Here is a 16640-nt window from a genome sequence, read left to right on the forward strand (position 1 = left end):
TCACGACAGAGCGGGATTCACGACCTCCTCATTTCGACGAAAGGTGCACATTCATGCGCACGTACACACCAAAGGGCGGTGACATCACCCATGACTGGGTGGTCATCGACGCGACTGATGTCGTTCTCGGCCGTCTCGCAACCCACGCGGCAGCACTGCTCCGCGGCAAGCACAAGGCAACCTTCGCTCAGCACGTTGACATGGGCGACTTCGTCATCGTCATCAACGCTGAGAAGGTCGCGCTGACGGGCTCCAAGCTCCAGAAGAAGCTCGCCTACCGCCACTCGGGCTACCCGGGCGGCCTCACGGCGACCTCCTACACGGAGATGCTCGAGAAGCACCCAACGCGCGCCGTCGAGAAGGCGATCCGCGGCATGCTCCCCAAGAACACGCTCGGACGCGACCAGCTCAAGAAGCTCAAGGTCTACGCAGGTGCTGAGCACCCGCACGCAGCCCAGCAGCCGAAGCCGTACGTCTTCGACCAGGTTGCCCAGTAGCGGCCCGAGCTAGGAAAGAGAACACAGTGGCAACCATTGCAGAGTCCATCGAGCAGCCGCAGAGCTACTCGACCGAAACCCCAGAGGCAGAGGCAGCCGTCCAGGCTCCTCGTCCGGCACTCACCGTTCCCGGTGCGGCTGTCGGTCGCCGCAAGCAGGCCATCGCCCGCGTGCGCCTCATCCCGGGAACCGGCACCATCACGGTCAACGACCGCGACATCGCCGACTACTTCCCGAACAAGCTGCACCAGCAGCTCATCAACGACCCGTTCACGATCCTGAGCCTCGGTGGCGCGTACGACGTCATCGCGCGCATCTCGGGTGGCGGGCCCTCGGGTCAGGCCGGTGCACTCCGCCTCGGCATCGCGCGCGCTCTCAACGAGATCGACCGCGAGAACAACCGCCCAGAGCTCAAGAAGGCTGGCTTCCTCTCCCGTGACGCTCGCGTCAAGGAGCGCAAGAAGGCCGGACTCAAGAAGGCCCGTAAGGCGCCTCAGTACTCGAAGCGCTAAGTCCAGACATTTCGAATGCCTAGGCTTTTCGGAACGGACGGGGTTCGTGGGCTTGCGAACGACCACCTCACGGTCGAGCTCGCCCTCAGCCTCGCCCAGGCCGCTGCCATCGTGCTCGCGACATCTGCTCGCGAGCACGGGCGGCGGCCTCGTGCTGTTTTGGCCCGCGATCCGCGGGTCTCAGGCGAATTCATCTCGGCCGCGGTCGCGGCCGGACTCGCCTCCTCTGGTGTCGACGTGCTCGACGCCGGGGTCATACCGACGCCGGCTGCTGCGTTTCTGACTGCGGAGATCGGCGCCGACTTCGGTGTCATGATCTCCGCCTCGCACAACCCAGCGCCAGACAACGGGATCAAGTTCTTCGCGCGTGGGGGCCGCAAGCTGGCGGACGATCTGGAGAATCAGATCGAGGCGCTGCTCGGCGGTGAGAAGCTCACGCCCACCGGCGCAGGAGTCGGCAGCATCGAGCGGTTCGCTGATGCCGAAGACCGGTACGCGCTCCACCTGCTGCGCAGCCTTCCGCTGCGCGAAGACGGCACGTCCCCGTTGCGCGGACTGCACGTCGTGCTCGACTGCGCTCACGGCGCGGCCGCGGGGGTCTCGCCGGAGGTCTTCACGGACGCGGGTGCGCAGGTGACCGTCATCGGCAACGCGCCGAACGGGCTCAACATCAACGAGGGTGTCGGGTCGACCCACCTCGGCGAGCTGGCACGCACCGTGACGGAGCTCGGGGCTGATCTCGGCATCGCCCACGACGGCGACGCCGACCGCTGCCTCGCCATCGATGCTGACGGGAACGTCGTCGACGGCGACCAGATCATGGCGATCCTGGCCGTCTCGATGCGCCGACGCGGCGCCCTGCGTGAAGACACGCTCGTGGCGACCGTCATGTCGAACCTCGGCCTCAAGATCGCGATGCGCGAAGCAGGCATCCGCATGATCGAGACCAAGGTCGGCGACCGCTACGTGCTCGAGGAACTCAACGAGCGAGGCCTCGCCCTCGGCGGCGAGCAGTCGGGGCACGTGATCCTGACCGACTACGCGACGACGGGGGATGGCATCCTCACCGGACTCCACATCGCGGCGGAGATGCGGCGCACGGGCAAGACCCTCGCCGAACTCGCATCCGTGATGCGCGTCTACCCGCAGGTGCTCATCAACGTGCCTGGGGTGCGGAAGGAAGACTGCGCCACCGACGAACCGCTGCAGGCCGCGGTCGCCCAGGTCGCACGCGACCTCGGTGAGAGCGGACGCGTGCTGCTGCGCCCGTCCGGCACCGAGCCGCTCGTGCGCGTCATGGTCGAAGCCGGGGAGCAGGAGACCGCGCAACGTCACGCGGAGGCGCTTGCCGCAGTCGTCCGCGAACGCCTGGCTCTCTGAGTCGGATTCGCGAGACTCGGCACACGCGGACGCCATTCAAGAACGGGGTTCCGCCGCACCATCACGTGGTGCGGCGGAACCCCGTTCTCGTTCTGCGGGATTCCTCTTGATCTCCAGCCTCGCCGCTGGCACCCTCAGTGAGTCTTCCGCGAGGGGAGCTCACCTCGGTGTGCGAACAAAACAAAGCCCGAGGCAAAGTTTTGGTGACAATCTCGCATCTCGAGCTTCGCGCGTGGATATGCTCAACACGCGGAAATCCCGCCAATCGTAAGGAGCTCTCCATGATCGAACGCAAGATCACCGTCGCATCGGAACACGGCCTTCACGCACGTCCCGCAGCGATCTTCGTGCAGGCAGCAACCGAAGCGGGCGTCCCGGTGACGATCGCGAAGGGCGACAAGAGCGTCAACGCGGCCAGCATCCTCGGCGTTCTCTCGCTTGGCGTCTCCAAGGGCGACGAGATCACCCTCTCCGTTGATGGTGACGAAGCCGTCGCCGACCAGCTCGTGGCTCTTCTGGAGACCGACCACGACGCTTGAGCCGCCGCGCGCGCTCCGGCCACTCGGCCAATTCTTGAAATCCGGGAACAGTCGCACTGACTTCTCCCCTCCGATCCCCGCGCATGGGGACTGCTTGGAGCAACAATGACTGCAGAAGCCACAACGACCGAACGCAAGGGTGCCCGCGTCGGCGTCCAGAAGTTCGGTGCGTTCCTCTCCGGCATGGTCATGCCGAATATCCCGGCGTTCATCGCCTGGGGCCTCATCACCACGCTCTTCATCGAGACCGGCTGGCTGAACGAGCTGTTCCCCGCCAACGGCCAGCTCTGGGGCACCCTCGGTGGCTGGGCGATCGACCCGGCCACCATCAGCGACGACAACCCCGAGGGCACAGCCTTCCCCGGTCTCGTCGGCCCGATGATCACGTACCTGCTGCCCCTTCTCATCGCCTATCAGGGCGGCAAGATGGTCTACGACACGCGTGGTGGCGTCGTCGGCGCGATCGCGACGATGGGTGTCATCGTCGGCGCGGGAATCCCGATGTTCATCGGTGCCATGATCATGGGCCCGCTCGCGGCATGGATCATGAAGAAGGTCGACAGCATCTGGGACGGCAAGATCCGCGCCGGCTTCGAGATGCTCGTCAACAACTTCTCCGCCGGTATCCTCGCGATGCTTCTGGCTCTCGCCGGGTTCTTCGCGATCGCTCCGGTCATCACGTGGCTCACCGAACGCCTCGGCGAGGGAGTCGACGCACTCGTCAACGCTGGGCTGCTGCCGCTCGCGAGCATCCTCATCGAACCCGCGAAGATCCTCTTCCTCAACAACGCGATCAACCAGGGCGTCCTCACGCCCCTCGGCGTCGCGCAGTCGGAAGAGGCGGGCAAGAGCATCCTCTTCCTCCTCGAGGCGAACCCCGGCCCCGGTCTCGGACTCCTCCTCGCGTTCTGCTTCTTCGGAGTCGGCGTCGCGCGCGCGAGTGCACCTGGCGCGGTCGTCATCCAGTTCCTCGGCGGCATCCACGAGATCTACTTCCCGTACGTGCTCGCGAAGCCCGCCCTGATCCTCGCGGTCATCGGCGGTGGCGCGACCGGTGTCCTCACGAACGTCATCTTCGGCTCGGGTCTCGTCGCACCGGCTTCTCCCGGGTCGATCTTCGCAATCATGATCATGACGGCGCAGGGAAGCCACCTCGGTGTCATCCTGTCGGTCGTGTTCTCGGCCGGAGTCACCTTCGCGATCGCTGCCGCGATCCTGCTGAGCTCGCGCAAGAAGGACCTGGCCGCGGAAGCAGCCGGAGGCAACAGCTTCGCGGATGCTGTCGCGCAGACCGAAGCGAACAAGGGCAAGAAGTCCGACGCGCTGTCGGGTCTTGCCACGCAGGCCGGTGGCGACGCGGTCGGGACCAGGGTGATCACCAACGTCGTGTTCGCGTGCGATGCCGGCATGGGCTCGAGCGCCATGGGCGCATCCGTGCTCAGGAACAAGATCAAGAAGGCCGGAATCGAGGGGATCAACGTGAAGAACGTCTCGATCGCGAACCTCGATGCAACACCGGACCTCATCGTCACGCACCAGGACCTCACGGACCGGGCGAAGCAGAAGTCCCCAGACGCGATCCACGTGTCCGTGGAAAACTTCATGAACAGCCCCAGGTATGACGAGGTCGTGGCTAGGCTCGCCAACCAGTGAGCCCCGCCATCGATTGACCCTCGGCCCCGAGCTGGAACACTCCAGCTCGGGGCCTCCTATCGAAAGGAACCGAAAAAATGGCAGAAGTACTGAGCCTCGACAGCATCCGTCTCGGCGGAACAGCACGAACGCGCGAGGAAGCCATCACGGAAGCGGGCGAGCTGCTCGTCGCAGCCGGTGCCGTGACGCAGGACTACATCCAGGCCATGCACGATCGCGAGCAGAGCGTCTCGACGTTCATGGGCAACTACCTCGCTATCCCGCACGGCACGAACGAAGCCAAGGACTCGATCCTCGGTTCCGCCCTCTCCGTGATCCGCTACGACGAGCCCATCGACTGGGGCGGAAACGAGACTCGTTTCGTCATCGGCATCGCAGGCAAGGACGGCGGCCACCTCGAGATCCTCTCGAGCGTCGCGATCGTGTTCAGCGACGAGGACAACGTGGAAGCCCTCCTGAAGGCGGAGACGCCGGAAGAGCTCGCGCGGCTCCTCGGGGACGTGAACGAGTAATGAAGGCAGTCCACATCGGAGCTGGCAACATCGGGCGCGGGTTCATCGGGCTCGTCCTGCATGAAGCCGGGTACGAGGTCGTCTACGCCGACGTCAACGCCGATCTCATCGGCGCCCTTCAGGCGGTCGCCACCTACACGGTGCACGAGGTCGGCCCATCCGCGAAGAGCCACGTCGTCGATCGCTTCAGGGCGATCAACTCGGCCACGCACGAGGACGAGGTCGTGCAGGAGATCGCGACGGCCGACGTCGTCACGTGCGCCGTCGGTCCGAACGTGCTCCGTTTCATCGCGCCCGTCATCCGCAAGGGCCTCGCAGCCCGCGCGGCTGATGCGCCGAAGCTCGCGGTCATGGCGTGCGAGAACGCGATCGGCGCATCCGACACGCTCAGGGGTCTTGTCCTCGAAGGCGCTGAGGAGCTGGCCGATCGAGCGGTCTTCGCCAACACCGCCGTCGACCGCATCGTTCCCGAGCAGGCTGTCGACGGAGTGGACGTCACCGTCGAGGACTTCTTCGAGTGGACGATCGACCGGACGCCGTTCGACGGTGCCGAGCCGAACATCCCGGCAGCGCACTTCGTGGACGACCTCGAGCCGTACATCGAGCGCAAGCTCTTCACGGTGAACACGGGTCACGCGACGATCGCCTATCACGGCTTCGTCGCGGGTGCCACGAACATGCAGGACGCGCTCGCGCTTCCTGCGGTCGCGGCAGAGGTCGAAGCGGTGCTCGGCGAGACGAGCCGAGTGCTCGTCTCGCAGTTCGGCTTCTCGGAAGCCGACCATGCCGAGTACGTCGCGACGACGCTCTCGAGGTTCGCGAACCGTGATCTGCCCGACCAGCCCGCTCGTGTCGGCCGTCAGCCGCTGCGCAAGCTCTCGGCGAAGGAGCGCTTCGTGCGTCCGGCGTCGGAGGCTGCCGCCGCAGGGCTGTCGTACGACGCCCTCGTGCGAGCGATCGGAGCGGCCCTTCGGTTCGACGTCGAGGCAGACCAGGAGAGCGTCGAGCTGCAGCAGAAGCTCGCCACGCTGGACGCGGAGACGTTCACTCGCGAGGTGACCGGCCTCGAGAGCGGCGCGCTCTTCGCGGCGGTCGTCGCCGAGGTCGAGCAGGCGCAGGCGGCACGCACCGCCTAGGCATCCGCTCCACGCAGCAGGACGCCCCCTCCGAGCTCACTCGGAGGGGGCGTCCTGCTGATCGGCCGCCCAGCGGTGCCACGTCGTCTCGGGATGGGAACCTTCCTCTCTTGCGGGAAGTTTCCCGCAACGAAGCGAGGCTGCCATCCCGAGACCTCGACGCCGCGGCGTGCGACCGGGTCCGGCGGCGCACGACGAGACCCCGACCCAGGCGCCCGAGGGTGCGAGCGTGAGGAGTCGGGCTCAGACCTTGCGGAGGAGGACGCTGCGCACGGTGTGGTCGCTCGCCTTCCGAAGCACGAGCTGCGCGCGGGAGCGGGTCGGCATGACGTTCTCCCGCAGGTTCGGGCCGTTGATGCGCGCCCAGATGCTGCGGGCATGCTCGAGGGCCTCATCGGTGCTGAGATCGGCGAAGCGCCGGAAGTACGACCTCGGGTTCGTGAACGCGCCGCGCTGCAGCGAGAGGAAACGCTGCTCGTACCAGCGGGCGATGTCTTCGGAGCGCGCGTCGACGTAGATGGAGAAGTCGAACATGTCGCTCACGGCGAGCGAGTGAGCGCGCGGGGGCTGGAGCACGTTGAGCCCCTCGACGATGAGGACATCCGGCTGATTCACGACGATCTCGGCGTCGGGGACGATGTCGTAGCTCAGGTGCGAGTAGAACGGCGCGCGAGCCTCAGCCGCACCGCTCTTCACCTTCGTGATGAACCGCAGCAGCGCCCGCTGGTCGTACGACTCCGGGAAGCCCTTGCGTTCCATGAGGCCGCGGCGTTCGAGCTCCGCGTTGGGGTAGAGGAAGCCGTCCGTGGTGACGAGCTCGACGCGGGGCGTGTCCTCCCAGCGGCGCAGGAGCTCGCGCAGCAGGCGCGACACCGTCGACTTCCCGACGGCCACCGACCCGGCGACGCCGATGACGAACGGGGTGGATGCGCTGCGCTCGCCGAGGAAGCCGCTGGTCGCCCGGTGCAGGGAACGGGCGTTCGAGACGTACAGGTTGATGAGGCGGGAGAGCGGCACGTAGACGTCCCGGACCTCGTCGAGATCAAGGTGGTCCCCGAGGCCGCGGAGCCGGATGAGGTCGGATTCGTCGAGCGTCATCGGGGTGGATGGTGCCAGGTCGGCCCAGTCCTGGCGGAGGATCTCGACGAAGGGCGAGTCTCCTCCGCTGCGCGGAATCTGACCAGTTGCGGACATAGAACGCGAGTCTAGTGCGGTGTCCGGCCCCGCATGAGCGGTGCCCCTAAGATGGCCCGTATGTGCGGAATTGTTGGTTACGTTGGTCCACGAGAGAGCCTTGACATCCTGATGGGCGGCCTCGCAAGACTCGAGTACCGGGGGTACGACTCCGCTGGTGTCGCGGTCATCGATGATGAGGGGCAGATCGAGACCCGCAAGCGTGCGGGCAAGCTGAAGGTGCTGCGTGAGGACCTGGAGCGCCACCCGCTTTCCGACGGCCACACGGGTATCGGCCACACCAGGTGGGCGACGCACGGCGGTCCGACGGACGCGAACGCGCATCCGCACCTCGCCGATGACGGCAAGCTGGCCGTCATTCACAACGGGATCATCGAGAACTTCGCCGAGCTGAAGGCCGAGCTCGTCGAGCTGGGCTACACCTTCCAGTCGGAGACCGATACGGAGGTCGCGGCCGTCATGATCGGCCACGTCTATCGCGAGGTCGGCAGCCTCGAGCAGGCCTTCCGCGCCGTGGTCCGCCGCCTCGACGGAGCGTTCACGCTCCTCGCCGTGCACGCGAACGAGCCCGGACTCGTCGTCGGAGCGCGTCTCAACTCGCCGCTGGTCATCGGCCTCGGCGATGGAGAGAACTTCCTCGGCTCCGACGTCGCCGCCTTCGTCGAGTACACGCCGCGCGCACTGGCCGTCGGTCAGGAGCAGATCGTGCTCGTGCGACCGGATTCGGTCGAGATCACGACGTTCGATGGCGAGCCTGCCACGGCAGAGGCGTTCGAGGTGTCGTGGGACGCGTCGGCCGCCGAGAAGGGTGGCTGGCCGAGCTTCATGGCCAAGGAGATCGACGAGGACCCGGAGGCCGTCGCGAACACGCTGCGCGGTCGCATCGTCGAGGGTCGAGTGGCGCTGCCGGATCTCGACGCGCTCGGGGACGACTTCTTCAACGACATCCACCGCATTATCATCGTCGCGTGCGGAACGGCCGCGTACTCGGCGCAGGTTGGCGCATACGCCATGGAGAAGTGGGCCAGAGTACCCGTGCAGGTCGAGCTCGCACACGAGTTCCGCTACCGCGACCCTGTCCTCGACTCCCGCACCCTCATCGTCTCGATGAGCCAGTCGGGCGAGACCATGGACACGCTCATGGCGGTTCGCTACGCCATGTCCCGAGGAGCGAAGACGCTCTCGATCTGCAACACGCAGGGCGCGACGATCCCGCGCGAGTCCGACGCGGTCGTCTACACGCACGCGGGACCCGAGGTCGCGGTCGCATCGACCAAGGCGTTCCTCGCCCAGATCACCGCGCTCTACCTGCTCGGCATCTACACGGCCACCGTGCGCGGCACGATGACCGACGAGCGCCGCGAGGAGCTCCTCACGGAGTTCCAGACGATCCCCGAGAAGGTGCGCACCGTCCTCGGCGTTCGGGAACGCATCCACGAGCTCGCGAACTGGATGGCCGACACCCGTTCAGTGCTGTACCTGGGCCGCAACGTGGGCTACCCGATCGCGCTCGAGGGCGCGCTCAAGCTCAAGGAGATCGCGTACATCCACGCGGAGGGCTTCGCGGCGGGCGAGCTCAAGCACGGCCCGATCGCGCTCATCGAACCTGGGCAGCCCGTGTTCGTCATCGTGCCGAGCCCTCGCCACGACGACACGCTGCACCCGAAGATCGTCTCGAACATCCAGGAGATCCGCGCCCGCGGCGCCCGGGTGCTCGCGATCTGCGAGGTCGGCGACGCGGCCGTGCTGCCGTACGCCGACGAGGTCATCGCGGTTCCGCCGACAGAGCCCTTCTTCGAGCCGCTCCTCGCGGTCGTGCCGCTGCAGATCTTCGCGATCGAGCTGGCGACGGCGAAGGGCCTCGACGTCGACCAGCCTCGCAACCTGGCGAAGTCCGTCACCGTCGAGTAGTCGAGCGTGATCGTCGGTATCGGAGTGGACACTGTGGAGCTCGCGCGGTTCGCGCGGGCCCTGCAGCGGGCGCCGCGCTTGCGTGAACGACTCTTCACTCCCGCTGAGCGGGAGCGGTCTGTGGCGTCACTCGGCGCACGGTTCGCGGCTCGCGAGGCGGCCGTGAAGGCGCTCGGCGGCATCGGGTCGCTCAGCTTCCTCGATTTCGAGGTGGAGAGCGGTCCAGCGGGTCGACCCGAGTTCGCGGTGACCCCCGCGCTCCGCGCGCATCTCGACGCCGTGGGTGTCGACCACCTGCACCTCTCGCTCACCCATGAGCGCACGACGGCGACCGCGTTTGTCATCGCCGAGCGGGCTGTCGGCGCTGGAGCCGGCGCGTGACCGGCGCCCGCATCGACGTCGACCTCGATGCCATCCGGGCGAACGTGCGCGCGGTCGCCGAGCTCACCGGCACGCCCCTCCTCGCCGTCGTCAAGGCGAACGCCTATGGGCACGGGGCGTCCGACGTCGCGCGGGCCGCACTCGAGGGCGGAGCGGAGCGCCTCGGCGTCGTCGACCTCGCTGAGGCGTTCGCGCTCCGGGCGGCTGGCATCACCGCGCCCATCCTCGCTTGGATGCACGGGGCCCGCACCGATTGGCTCGCGGCGCTGGGCGCCGAGATCGAGCTGGGCATCTCCTCGCTCGCCCAGCTTGAACTCCTGGACATCGGTCTTGGTCGCCTCGAGCACTCGGATCGCTCCGTGGCGGTGCATCTCAAGCTCGACACCGGCCTCGGGCGCAACGGGATCAGTGTGCTCGAGTGGGAAGCCGCGTTCACGAAGGCGGCCGAGCTCGAGCAACGAGGCATCATCCGGCTCGACGGGCTCTTCAGCCACCTCGCGGGTGCGGGCCACGCGGCTGACGTCGCCCAGCTCACCTCGTTCGAGCGTGCGCTTGATCTCGCGGAACGCTGCGGGCTGACTCCGTCGATCCGGCATCTGGCCGCGACGGCGGGCTCGATGACGTTGCCGGAGGCGCGCTTGGACCTCGTGCGCCTCGGCGTCTCGCTGTACGGGCTCTCGCCGTTCTCCGCGGACGCCGACTGTCCCGTGGCCCTGCGACCGGCGCTCGCGCTGAGCGCTCCGATCCGCGAAGACCAACGAGGCTTTCGAGTCGATGTCGGGCATGCAGCCGGGCTGCCCCCGGTTGCACCGGGTTCGCTGCTCTTCACGGACGACGCGGGGGCCGGCTGGCGCCTGGCATCGATCGAGGCCCTGGAGCTTCGCATCGAGCCGGTCGACGCTGACGTCGCCCCGTCCGAGCAGACAGCCGCGCGTGACGAGCAGCCTCGCCTGATGGTCATCGACGCGGATCGCTCTGCGAGCGCCGACGACTGGGCGGCCGCGGCGGGCACCATCAACTACGAGGTCGTCACCCGGCTCAGTGCGCGCATCCCGCGCCGCCCTTCCGCACTCGGCGGCGCAGCACCGGACGACGCTGCGGGCTTCCCGGCGCGGACCGACGGTCTCGCGCCGCGGCGGGAGCTCACCGTCGACGTCGAGCTGCTGCGCACACGCATGGGCGAGCGAGCACGCGGCCTCGCGAAGGCGCTCGCCGATGGGACGGGAGCTCGCCAGGCGGCTCGGATGTTCAGCGTCGACGTCTCCGCGGACGCGTACGGGCTCGGCGCGCGACTCGTCGCTGGTCTTGCCCTCGAACACGGCCTGCTCCCGGTCGTCGCGACCACGGCGGAGCTCGTGCACGTCGGGGAGTCGGCACGAAGCAGCACGCTCGTCGACCACGAACGCACGAGGGACGCCGGCACCCGCGCGGTCTACGGGTTCGACGGGCTGGGAGCGCACGCGGCGGTCTCTCTCGCGAGCGAGCTCGTGCACGTCAAGCGTGTCGCCGCAGGGCACGGCGTCTCCTACGGCTACGACTGGGTCGCCGAGGAGTCCACCATCCTGGGTCTTGTCCCACTCGGCTACGCGGACGCCATTCCCCGTCGGGTCGCAGGCCGGGCCGAGGTGGTCGTCGGTGGCCGGCGGCGACCGATCGTCGGACGCGTGGCCATGGACCAGGTGGTCATCGATCTCCAGGATCAGGAGGCGTGGATCGGCATGCCGGTCTCCGTCTTCGGCTCGGGCCCTCAGGACATCCGCCTCGATGAATGGGCCTCATGGTCTGGCGTCGAACCCAGGGCCTTCGTGGCGGCGCTGGGCACGCGCGTCGTGCGCCGGGAACTCCAGGGGGAAGGAAAGGGGGAGGCAGATGGGAGCTGAGATGACACCGAGTGCCATCGTGGGTCTCGCCACGGCCGACGACATGGTTCGGGCTGGCGAGATCATCGGCGGTCAGCTGGTGGCCGGCGACGTGCTCGTGCTCACCGGCCCACTGGGCGCAGGCAAGACGACGTTCGCGCGCGGACTCGGCTCGGCACTCGGCGTTCGCGGACCGGTCACGAGTCCGACGTTCGTGCTCGCCCGCACCCATCCGTCGCTCGTGGGCGGTCCCGAGCTCATCCACGTCGACGCCTACCGCCTCGGGCACCCCGCGGAGCTTGACGACCTCGGACTCGATCTGGCTGCGAGCGTGACCGTCGTCGAGTGGGGGCGCGATGCGGTGCCGCTGGTCGCCGATCGCTGGCTGGAGCTCACCATCGACCGTTCGACGGCGTCGTCCCGTGCGGCGCCAGAGACTGAACGGGCCCTGTGGGGTGGGGTTCACGATGATGATGACGCGGACGACGAGCCGCTCGACCCACGCCGTCTGACCTTGAGCGTCCACGGGGTGTGGGACCGTCCCGTCGGCGAGTCGCTCGGGCGCGCGCTGCGCACCGAGTTCGGCGCGTCCCCCGCGTAGAATCGATCGCATGCTCTTAGCGATCGATACGTCAGCGGGCACGGATGTCGCGATCGTCACCCCGCACGGTCGCGTGCTCGGTGAGCTGCGCAGCTCTGACACCCGCCACCACGCCGAGGCAGTCGGCGACGCCATCCAGACGGTGCTCGCCCAGGCGGGGCTCTCGCCCCAGCACGTCACGCAGGTGATCGGCGGGATGGGCCCCGGCCCGTTCACGGGGCTCCGTGTGGGCGTCGCTGCGGCACGCACGTTCGCGTTCGCTCGTGGTGCGCGCTTCATCCCGATGCCGAGCCACGACGCGGCGGCCCACGAGTGGCGTGCCGCGCATCCGGAGGCGAACGGCGACCTCCTCGTGTCGACGGATGCCCGACGCGGTGAGCTCGCCTGCTCCCGCTACGAGCAGGGCCTCCTGGTGGCGAGCTCGTGCGAGCTGCACAGGCCTGACACCGTTCCCGGTGCCGCGCACCGTTTCGACACGCGCACGATCTCGGCCGCTCACCTCGCCCTCGCCTGGCTCGACCGCGAGGTGCAGGGTCTCGAAGCCGAGCCGAACTCGATCGTCTACCTGCGTGGCGCCGATGCCGTTCCATCGAACGGCCCGAAGCGGGTGACCGGATGATGCGGGCCGTGCTTCGCGACGCGTCCCATGACGACATCCCAGCCATGGTGAGGCTCGACGAGGCGGCGTTCCCGCTCGACCCGTGGTCGCCGTCCATGCTCGCTGGCGAGGTCAAGAGCCAGCACACGAGGTATGTCGTCGTCGAGGACGCGGCTACCGGTGAGATCCTCGCGGCCGCAGGAGTCATGGCGCTGCAGGGCGGTGGCGAGGCGGATGTGCAGACGATCGCCGTCGACGAGCGGCTCCGGCGCGGCGGGTGGGCGACGCGGATGCTGGCCGAGCTGTTCGCCTGGGCCGAGGGCCGCGGCGCGAAGCAGGTGTTCCTCGAGGTGCGCGAGAACGGTGAGGCGGCCCGGGCCCTGTACTCCGGGCTCGGCTTCGAGGAGATCGGCCGGAGGCCGAAGTACTACCCAAGAGAGGGTGTGGATGCGATCGTGATGCGCGGCCAGCTGCCAGCGGTTCGGGTGTCTGCGGAAACGCGCGTCGCGGCGGGTTCGCGACGGGAGCCGCTGGTGCTCGGCATCGAGTCGTCGTGCGACGAGACCGGCGTCGGCATCGTCCGCGGTCGCGAACTGCTCGCCAACGAGGTGGCTTCGTCTATGGATGAGCACGCCATCTTCGGTGGCGTCGTGCCGGAGATCGCCGCGCGCGCCCACGCCGATGCCATCGTGCCGACGATCGCCGCGGCCCTCGAGACAGCGGGGGTGACGCTCGATGAGCTCGATGCCATCGCCGTGACCCAGGGCCCTGGCCTCGCGGGGGCGCTCATGGTCGGCACGGCGGCGGCCAAGGCGCTGCACGTCGCCACGGGCATCCCGCTCTACGCAGTGAACCACCTCGTCGGCCACGTCGCGGCTGACGTGCTCCGCGACGATGTCGGCCAGCTCGAGCTGCCCGCCGTCGCGCTGCTCGTCTCGGGCGGGCACACGTCTCTCCTGCACGTTCGCGACCTCGTCGATGATGTCGAGCTGCTCGGTGAGACGATCGACGATGCGGCGGGCGAGGCATTCGACAAGGTAGCGCGCCTGCTTCGCCTGCCGTACCCGGGCGGTCCGGAGATCGACAAGGCTGCCGCCGGCGGCGACCCGAGGGCGATCCGCTTCCCGCGGGGACTGACCAAGCCGAAGGACCTCGAGAAGCATCGCTACGACTTCTCGTTCTCGGGCCTCAAGACCGCTGTCGCCCGGTGGGTGGAGGCGCGGGAGGATGCAGGCGAGCCCGTGCCCGTCGCCGACGTCGCCGCGAGCTTCCGGGAGGCGGTGGCCGATGTGCTCACCGCCAAAGCGGTCGCCGCCTGCACCGAACTCGGCGTGCCCCGTCTTGTTCTCGGCGGGGGAGTAGCGGCCAACGCCCGTGTGCGTGAGCTTGCCGAGGAGCGCTGCGCGGAAGCCGGGATCGAGCTGCGCATCCCACCCCTCCGTCTCTGCACGGACAACGGGGCGATGATCGCCGCGGTCGGTGCGATGCTCTTCGCCGCGGGCAATGCGCCGGCGCCGCTCGACTTCGCCGCGGATTCGACCCTGCCGGTGGCGACGCCCCTCGGGGTGCAGGTGGGATCAGCGATGAGGGATTCAGCAGGAGGGGGAATCGCGTGACGACACCGGAGCAGCCGAAGCTGCCGCCGCGCAAACCGGTGGAGCTGCCGCCGATCGACCGCACCCCGGTCGAGGACACCAGCAACGCCGCCTACTCGGCGCTCACCCCGCGGACGACCGCAGACGGTCACCCGCCGGCGGAGGCCGGCACCGAAACCGCCGCGGTCGCGGCGTCGGCTCCGCGCGTGGAGGTCGACCCGGCCGTCGCGCATGTCCAGGCCAACGCGACCGCGTCAGCATCCGCTCCGACGACGAGATCGCCTGAGCCCGCAGGTCTGGGCCTGAGCCGGTTCGCGCTTGTCGTCTCCGTGCTGCTGTCGCTCGCGGCCGGCATCGTCGCAACCGCGCTCTCGGTCGCGGTGACGCCGTCTCCGCTCTGGCCCCTGTACATGGGTGCGAGCATCGCCGCGGTCGCCGTGCTGCTGGCAGTGCTCGCGCGTCGGCATCGCGGTTGGGTCGTGGCCCTCGTGCTCGCGGCGGTCATCGCCGTCGGCTGCGTCGGCTTCGCGTTCGCCGTCGCCTGAGGCAAGCAGAGAGCCGCGGGTCGTCCTGCCTGCCGTGAAGTCATCCTGCGGGATGACGGTGCTCTGACCGCGGGGATGACGCTCCGCCAAGCCCGCGGCCGTACCGTTGGAGCATCCCAAGACGCTTTGAGAGGAGCGGACATGACCTGGTCAACACCAGAAGGCCACGGAGCGCGGATCCCCGCCCCGAATCTCAACGAACGTCCTGAAGACAGGGCCGCGGATGTGCGCCAGGACTCGCTCGATCAGCGGGGTGGCGGCGCATCCGTCCCACTCTTCTCGACCCCCGACGTCGCCTCGTCAGGCTACGATCCTGGATTCTCGACAGGCACAGCCAGCTCGACGGGGTACGGCCAGGGGTACGCGGGAAGTGGGCAGCCCATGCCCGCACAGCACCCCGCCTATCCGGTCGCCCCCTACACGCAAGCCCCATACGCCGGCCCGCGACCGCCAGCAGCCGGCACGCTCACCCTCAGCATCGTCGCGCTCTGCCTCAGCGGCGGCTCGTTCCTGGTCGCGCTGATCCCGGTGCTCCAGTTCGTGTGGTGGATGGTCGGCATCGCTGGCGTCGTGTGCGGTTTCATCGCGCTGCGCCGCGAGCCGCGAGGCCGCGCCCTCGCCGTCACCTCCATCGTGCTCGGGTTCATCTCCGTCTTCGGGCTGCTCCTCCTCATCGTTCTCGCGCTGCTCTTCTTCGGCGGTATCGGACTCCTCGGCGGCCTCAGCTCCTACTGAGCGTCAACGACCGACCGCACCTTGTGTGACGGTTCCCAGTCAAACCCTGGGAACCTAGGGTCTGACGGACGCCCGCAAGAGCACCCTCGCCTGCTCCACGCACGTGAACACCAGCCAACAACACCGCGAGAGCGGTGAACCGGAAGGAGCTCCGCAATGAGCGACAGCAACCAGGTCCCAGGAGACAAGCCCAAGCTTCCCGACGACGGGAACACGCCTCCCCAGTACGAGGCGCCCGCCGCCTACACGCCTCCCGCGGAGTCCGTGGACTACTCGGCACCCGCAGCTTCAGGAACCGACTACACGCCGCCGGCCGCGTCCGGCACGGACTCCTCGGCTCCCTCGTCCTCGGGAGGCGACTACACGCCGCCTTCTGCCGCGGGCAGCCAGTACACGCCGCCAGCAGCTTCCGGGTCGGCCGCTTCCGGGTCGGCCGCTTCCGGGTCGGTGAGCTACACGCCGCCGAGCGAACCAGCTGCCGCGCCCAGTGCCGCTCCGTACTCCCAGGCGTCCTCAGCAGGACAGGCGCCCGCGTACGGGTCCGCGCCTGGACAGGGACAGGGACAGCCGCAGGGCTACGGCGCCACGCAGGGCTATGCGACTCCCGGCTACCCGACGCAGTCGGCGACGCCGAAGCGCACGCTCAGCATCGTCGGACTCTCCCTCGGTGGAGTCGGCGTCCTGCTCGGGCTCCTCGGCCAGTTCTACCTCGGGCTCCCGCTCGGTGTCGCAGGCCTCATCTGCGCGATCATGGCGAAGAAGCGCGAACCGCAGGCCGGAGCGATCCGCACCTGGGGCTTCTGGGTCTCGATCGCCTCGATCGTCATCTCGGCCGTTGTGGGCATCATCGGCGTCATTTTCGCCGCGGTCTTCCTGAACGAGATGTCGGGATACGGATACTGATCACCAGCTGACAGAACCGGCCGGAGTGCGGGCGGAAGTCTCCGCCCGCACTCTAAGCTTGAGCAGCACCTGCAGCCTTGTCGACGACT

At 68.4% G+C, this 16640-nt stretch carries 17 protein-coding genes; 16 read left to right on the plus strand and 1 reads right to left on the minus strand.

The window, feature by feature from the left end; genetic code table 11:
• The first annotated feature begins 53 nt into the window (after positions 1–53).
• The 7 genes from rplM to HDC34_RS06170 all read left to right on the plus strand — a co-directional run bounded on the left by rplM (position 54) and on the right by HDC34_RS06170 (position 6229).
• On the plus strand, positions 54–497 hold the full coding sequence (gene rplM / locus HDC34_RS06140) for a 50S ribosomal protein L13 (protein ID WP_068479234.1): 444 nt from the start codon (positions 54–56) through the stop codon (positions 495–497).
• A gap of 26 nt (positions 498–523) precedes the next feature.
• Complete coding sequence (gene rpsI / locus HDC34_RS06145) at positions 524–1009, plus strand: 30S ribosomal protein S9 (protein ID WP_104242637.1); 486 nt, start codon at positions 524–526, stop codon at positions 1007–1009.
• A gap of 15 nt (positions 1010–1024) precedes the next feature.
• The gene (gene glmM, locus HDC34_RS06150) at positions 1025–2389 is read left to right on the plus strand and encodes a phosphoglucosamine mutase (RefSeq protein WP_179556254.1); all 1365 of its coding nucleotides are present in this window, start codon (positions 1025–1027) and stop codon (positions 2387–2389) included.
• Positions 2390–2670: 281 nt separating this feature from the next.
• The gene (locus tag HDC34_RS06155) at positions 2671–2928 is read left to right on the plus strand and encodes an HPr family phosphocarrier protein (RefSeq protein ID WP_068479230.1); all 258 of its coding nucleotides are present in this window, start codon (positions 2671–2673) and stop codon (positions 2926–2928) included.
• Between the two features lie 105 nt (positions 2929–3033).
• Positions 3034–4581, plus strand: a complete 1548-nt coding sequence (locus HDC34_RS06160) for a PTS mannitol transporter subunit IICB (protein ID WP_179556255.1) — start codon at positions 3034–3036, stop codon at positions 4579–4581.
• Between the two features lie 77 nt (positions 4582–4658).
• A complete protein-coding gene (locus HDC34_RS06165; protein WP_104312700.1) occupies positions 4659–5093 on the plus strand; it encodes a PTS sugar transporter subunit IIA in 435 nt (144 codons plus the stop codon).
• Positions 5093–6229, plus strand: a complete 1137-nt coding sequence (locus HDC34_RS06170; RefSeq protein ID WP_179556256.1) for a mannitol-1-phosphate 5-dehydrogenase — start codon at positions 5093–5095, stop codon at positions 6227–6229. Before HDC34_RS06165 ends, HDC34_RS06170 begins: the two co-directional genes overlap by 1 nt.
• 243 nt (positions 6230–6472) lie before the next feature.
• Here HDC34_RS06170 and coaA read toward each other — a convergent pair whose 3' ends face one another.
• Positions 6473–7423: a type I pantothenate kinase gene (gene coaA, locus HDC34_RS06175; protein ID WP_179556257.1), complete on the minus strand. Its 951-nt coding sequence runs from the start codon at positions 7421–7423 to the stop codon at positions 6473–6475.
• Positions 7424–7483: 60 nt separating this feature from the next.
• On the opposite strand from coaA, the gene glmS reads away from it, so the two are divergent.
• The 9 genes from glmS to HDC34_RS06220 all read left to right on the plus strand — a co-directional run bounded on the left by glmS (position 7484) and on the right by HDC34_RS06220 (position 16551).
• Positions 7484–9334 carry a glutamine--fructose-6-phosphate transaminase (isomerizing) gene (gene glmS / locus HDC34_RS06180; RefSeq protein ID WP_104312698.1) on the plus strand — a complete coding sequence of 617 codons (1851 nt, stop codon included), beginning with the start codon at positions 7484–7486 and terminating at the stop codon, positions 9332–9334.
• A gap of 6 nt (positions 9335–9340) precedes the next feature.
• A complete protein-coding gene (locus HDC34_RS06185; RefSeq protein ID WP_104312697.1) occupies positions 9341–9715 on the plus strand; it encodes a holo-ACP synthase in 375 nt (124 codons plus the stop codon).
• Positions 9712–11595, plus strand: coding sequence for an alanine racemase (locus tag HDC34_RS18175; protein WP_179556258.1), 1884 nt, complete (start codon positions 9712–9714; stop codon positions 11593–11595). The genes HDC34_RS06185 and HDC34_RS18175 overlap by 4 nt, the downstream gene beginning before the upstream one ends.
• 1 nt (position 11596) lies before the next feature.
• On the plus strand, positions 11597–12175 hold the full coding sequence (gene tsaE / locus HDC34_RS06195; RefSeq protein ID WP_179556259.1) for a tRNA (adenosine(37)-N6)-threonylcarbamoyltransferase complex ATPase subunit type 1 TsaE: 579 nt from the start codon (positions 11597–11599) through the stop codon (positions 12173–12175).
• 10 nt (positions 12176–12185) lie between these two features.
• Positions 12186–12794: a tRNA (adenosine(37)-N6)-threonylcarbamoyltransferase complex dimerization subunit type 1 TsaB gene (gene tsaB, locus HDC34_RS06200; RefSeq protein WP_179556260.1), complete on the plus strand. Its 609-nt coding sequence runs from the start codon at positions 12186–12188 to the stop codon at positions 12792–12794.
• On the plus strand, positions 12794–14389 hold the full coding sequence (gene tsaD, locus HDC34_RS06205; protein ID WP_179557110.1) for a tRNA (adenosine(37)-N6)-threonylcarbamoyltransferase complex transferase subunit TsaD: 1596 nt from the start codon (positions 12794–12796) through the stop codon (positions 14387–14389). Before tsaB ends, tsaD begins: the two co-directional genes overlap by 1 nt.
• Entirely contained in the window at positions 14386–14913 is a 528-nt protein-coding gene (locus HDC34_RS06210) for a hypothetical protein (protein WP_179556261.1), read from the plus strand. Before tsaD ends, HDC34_RS06210 begins: the two co-directional genes overlap by 4 nt.
• Before the next feature lie 141 nt (positions 14914–15054).
• Entirely contained in the window at positions 15055–15648 is a 594-nt protein-coding gene (locus HDC34_RS06215) for a DUF4190 domain-containing protein (RefSeq protein WP_179556262.1), read from the plus strand.
• A 156-nt stretch (positions 15649–15804) separates the two neighbouring features.
• Positions 15805–16551 carry a hypothetical protein gene (locus HDC34_RS06220; RefSeq protein ID WP_179556263.1) on the plus strand — a complete coding sequence of 249 codons (747 nt, stop codon included), beginning with the start codon at positions 15805–15807 and terminating at the stop codon, positions 16549–16551.
• Positions 16552–16640 lie beyond the last annotated feature (89 nt).

This window comes from Pseudoclavibacter sp. JAI123 (assembly GCF_013409665.1).
In the GTDB taxonomy this organism is placed as follows: Bacteria; Actinomycetota; Actinomycetes; order Actinomycetales; family Microbacteriaceae; genus Pseudoclavibacter.

What these genes read in the sequence shown, in the direction of transcription:
- HDC34_RS06165 (WP_104312700.1), top strand. Translation starts at nt 4,659, where the DNA reads ATGGCAGAAGTACTGAGCCTCGACAGCATCCGTCTCGGCGGAACAGCA.
- HDC34_RS06170 (WP_179556256.1), top strand. Translation starts at nt 5,093, where the DNA reads ATGAAGGCAGTCCACATCGGAGCTGGCAACATCGGGCGCGGGTTCATC.
- tsaD (WP_179557110.1), top strand. Translation starts at nt 12,794, where the DNA reads ATGCGGGCCGTGCTTCGCGACGCGTCCCATGACGACATCCCAGCCATG.
- HDC34_RS06215 (WP_179556262.1), top strand. Translation starts at nt 15,055, where the DNA reads ATGACCTGGTCAACACCAGAAGGCCACGGAGCGCGGATCCCCGCCCCG.
- glmS (WP_104312698.1), top strand. Translation starts at nt 7,484, where the DNA reads ATGTGCGGAATTGTTGGTTACGTTGGTCCACGAGAGAGCCTTGACATC.
- HDC34_RS06160 (WP_179556255.1), top strand. Translation starts at nt 3,034, where the DNA reads ATGACTGCAGAAGCCACAACGACCGAACGCAAGGGTGCCCGCGTCGGC.
- rplM (WP_068479234.1), top strand. Translation starts at nt 54, where the DNA reads ATGCGCACGTACACACCAAAGGGCGGTGACATCACCCATGACTGGGTG.
- HDC34_RS06220 (WP_179556263.1), top strand. Translation starts at nt 15,805, where the DNA reads ATGAGCGACAGCAACCAGGTCCCAGGAGACAAGCCCAAGCTTCCCGAC.
- glmM (WP_179556254.1), top strand. Translation starts at nt 1,025, where the DNA reads ATGCCTAGGCTTTTCGGAACGGACGGGGTTCGTGGGCTTGCGAACGAC.
- tsaB (WP_179556260.1), top strand. Translation starts at nt 12,186, where the DNA reads ATGCTCTTAGCGATCGATACGTCAGCGGGCACGGATGTCGCGATCGTC.
- HDC34_RS06155 (WP_068479230.1), top strand. Translation starts at nt 2,671, where the DNA reads ATGATCGAACGCAAGATCACCGTCGCATCGGAACACGGCCTTCACGCA.
- coaA (WP_179556257.1), bottom strand. Translation starts at nt 7,423, where the DNA reads ATGTCCGCAACTGGTCAGATTCCGCGCAGCGGAGGAGACTCGCCCTTC.
- tsaE (WP_179556259.1), top strand. Translation starts at nt 11,597, where the DNA reads ATGACACCGAGTGCCATCGTGGGTCTCGCCACGGCCGACGACATGGTT.